Raw genomic sequence first — 2,808 nt, 5'->3', positions numbered from 1 at the left:
GGCTTGCTCGCGATGACGGCGGCACATCCAACAAAGATGTATCTGACGCACCGCCTTCGCGAGCAAGCCCGCGCCCACAAGTTTTAGATTTCCAACACACCGCTGATGCAGGTCACCACCGAACCACCAATCCAGATCTCATCACCCACCTGCTCCACCTGAATGCGCCCGGCGCGGCCCATGGTCAGGCCCTGGCTGACCACGTAGGACGCCGGCGCCAAGCCTTCGGCAAGCAACCACTGCGCAATCCCGGCGTTCAAGCTGCCGGTAGCCGGGTCTTCCGGCATGCCATCGCCGGAGATGAAAGCGCGCACTTCAAACTGCGCAACATCGCCATCGCGCTCAGGGTGCCATGGCGCTATCACGCCGACGGCCAGGCCCAGCATCTGTGAATGATCCGGCTGCAAATCCAGCACCTGTCGGCGGTCCTCGACCATCACCGCCAACCAGCCGGCACCGTTATCGACCCATTGAGCCCGGACAATCACCCCCGGCTCCAGTCGCAGCCCTCGGCGCACACGCTCGACGACGTCAGCGTCCACCGGCCCTGTCTTGATCAGTGGCGGCGCGAGAAAGGCCAGCTCCGCGCCTTGCCTGCGGACCCGCACCAGACCGACGCCGCACTCCTGAATGATCTCCTCACCCTTGGGCACGCCCCCGGCCTCAAGCCATGCATGGCAAGTGCCCAAGGTCGGGTGACCGGCGAACGGCAACTCGGTGAGGGTGGTGAAGATCCGTACCCGATAGTCGGCGCGAGGGTCGCGCGGTTCGAGGATGAATGTGGTTTCGCTGAGGTTGGTCCAGCTTGCGAACGCCGCCATGCGTTCATCGCTGAGCCTGTCTGCGTCGAACACGACTGCCAACGGATTGCCCTTGAGTGCAACCTGGCTGAAGACATCTACTTGTTTGAAATCGAATGAGCTCATTGCCTGCCTTGGTCTTGAGAGAGTCGAAGAGATTTACTTGGGAATTTCCAGCCCGCGTATCACCGCCGGCCGCGCCAGGAATCGCTCCAGCACGCGAGTGACGTTGGGGAAATCCTTGATGCCCACCAGATCGCCAGCTTCATAGAAGCCGATCAGGTTGCGCACCCACGGAAAGGTCGCGATGTCGGCAATGGTGTAGCGTTCGCCCATGATCCAGTCGCGCCCTTGCAGACGGCTGTCCAGTACTTTCAGCAGGCGTTTGCTTTCGTCGACGTAGCGGTCACGGGGACGTTTGTCCTCGTAGTCCTTGCCGGCGAACTTATTGAAGAACCCGAGCTGGCCAAACATCGGCCCGATGCCACCCATCTGGAACATCAGCCACTGGATCGTCTCGTAACGCGCCGCCGACTCCTGCGCCAGTAACTGGCCGCTCTTGTCGGCAAGGTAAATCAGGATCGCCCCGGACTCGAACAGCGGCAGGGGTTTGTCATCAGGGCCGTGGGGATCGAGGATCGCCGGGATCTTGTTGTTGGGGTTCAGCGACAGAAATTCGGGGGACATCTGATCGTTGCTGTCGAAGCCCACGCGATGGGGTTCGTAGGGCAGACCGATCTCTTCGAGCATGATCGACACCTTGACGCCATTGGGGGTCGGCAAGGAGTACAGCTGAATCCAGTCCGGGTATTGGGCCGGCCATTTTTGGGTAATCGGGAACGCGGACAGATCGGTCATGGGGAGCATCCACAGTGAACAGTAAGCGCTGATCATAATGGAGGAGACTGGTTTTTTGCGTATCAATCTTGTTGATGAAGAAGATCAAAACATTGCAGTCATCGTTCTGCGCCGCTACCTGTACCGTGTCCATAAATCCGCAACATCCTGTCGATAACCTCTGCTCCAACCCATGCAAGGTTACCGGTACATTGCGGCGCACTCGCCGGAATCGAACCAAATGGGCTTCAGAGGACTCTGAGAACTGCCCTTTCGGAAACGGACCGGCCCAATGACATGGAAAACACCCGATGCTGGGAGCTCGTGGTGTAAAGGTTTGTCAGCCTTAACCGAATGCGCTGAAGATCACCTATTAAATGATGAACCTTTTCAAATTTGCCGATCGCTTCAAGCAACGCGCGTATGTCGTCCTGCCCTCCCTGCTGGCGATGAGCGCGTTGTTTTTGTCGCTGGAGTCCAGTGAAAGCCGCGCCCAACCGGCAGACGGCACCCAGACCCTGGTATTCCTGCGTCACGCGGAAAAACCCGAAGGTGGTCTGGGCCAGCTCAACTGCCAGGGCCTGAACCGTGCCATCGACCTGGCCACCTTGCTGCCGGAAAAATTCGGCAAGGCCAATTACGTCTTTGCCGCCAACCCGACACGTAATGTCGAGGAAGGCGAACTGGACAATTCCTACAGCTACATTCGCCCCCTGATGACCATCAGCCCCAGCGCGATCAAGCTCGGCTTGCCGGTGAACATCAACTTTTCAGCCAACGACACCAGCGACCTGGCCGATGAATTGCTCCACGACAAGTACCACAACTCGGTCATCTACACCGCCTGGTCCCACGGTTACCTGCCCGAGCTGATCAACAAGGTCGCGGGAGATGCAGTCGGAAAGAAACAGAAGATCACCGAAGACTGGGAATCCAGCGACTACGACTCGCTGTTTGTGCTCACGCTGACCTGGCATAACGGCAAGGCGAGCCTGCAGAGCCATAGCTACAAGCAAGGGCTCGATAATGGGCGGGAGACGTGTCCGACGTAAGCAGTCGATACCCTCCAGGCATTAAAGTTTATAGCGCCTGTCTGGGCCCTATCGCGAGCAGGCTCGCTCCCACACTGGATCTCCGGCGCGACACAGATCCAGTGTAGGAGCGAGCCCTG

Annotated in this window: 3 protein-coding genes; 1 reads left to right on the top strand and 2 read right to left on the bottom strand. The window is 58.9% G+C overall.

Annotated features, from left to right (window positions below; all coding sequences use genetic code 11):
* Window positions 1-83: 83 nt before the first annotated feature.
* Window positions 84-926, bottom strand: a complete 843-nt coding sequence (locus QMX98_RS33805; protein WP_282412051.1) for a PhzF family phenazine biosynthesis protein — start codon at window positions 924-926, stop codon at window positions 84-86.
* 33 nt (window positions 927-959) lie between these two features.
* Window positions 960-1,658 (bottom strand): glutathione binding-like protein, encoded by a 699-nt coding sequence (locus QMX98_RS33800; RefSeq protein WP_200668078.1) that lies wholly within the window; start codon window positions 1,656-1,658, stop codon window positions 960-962.
* 356 nt (window positions 1,659-2,014) lie between these two features.
* On the opposite strand from QMX98_RS33800, the gene QMX98_RS33795 reads away from it, so the two are divergent.
* On the top strand, window positions 2,015-2,689 hold the full coding sequence (locus QMX98_RS33795) for a hypothetical protein (RefSeq protein ID WP_010458594.1): 675 nt from the start codon (window positions 2,015-2,017) through the stop codon (window positions 2,687-2,689).
* Window positions 2,690-2,808: the final 119 nt, after the last annotated feature.

Source organism: Pseudomonas sp. PS02303 (genome assembly GCF_029959925.1).
Lineage (GTDB): Bacteria > Pseudomonadota > Gammaproteobacteria > Pseudomonadales > Pseudomonadaceae > Aquipseudomonas > Aquipseudomonas mandelii.
Note: the sequence above shows the minus strand (reverse complement) of the source record. Positions and strands in the feature narration are given on the sequence as shown.

Coding starts and splice junctions, on each gene's coding strand:
- QMX98_RS33805 (WP_282412051.1), bottom strand. CDS start 926: ATGAGCTCATTCGATTTCAAACAAGTAGATGTCTTCAGCCAGGTTGCA.
- QMX98_RS33795 (WP_010458594.1), top strand. CDS start 2,015: ATGATGAACCTTTTCAAATTTGCCGATCGCTTCAAGCAACGCGCGTAT.
- QMX98_RS33800 (WP_200668078.1), bottom strand. CDS start 1,658: ATGACCGATCTGTCCGCGTTCCCGATTACCCAAAAATGGCCGGCCCAA.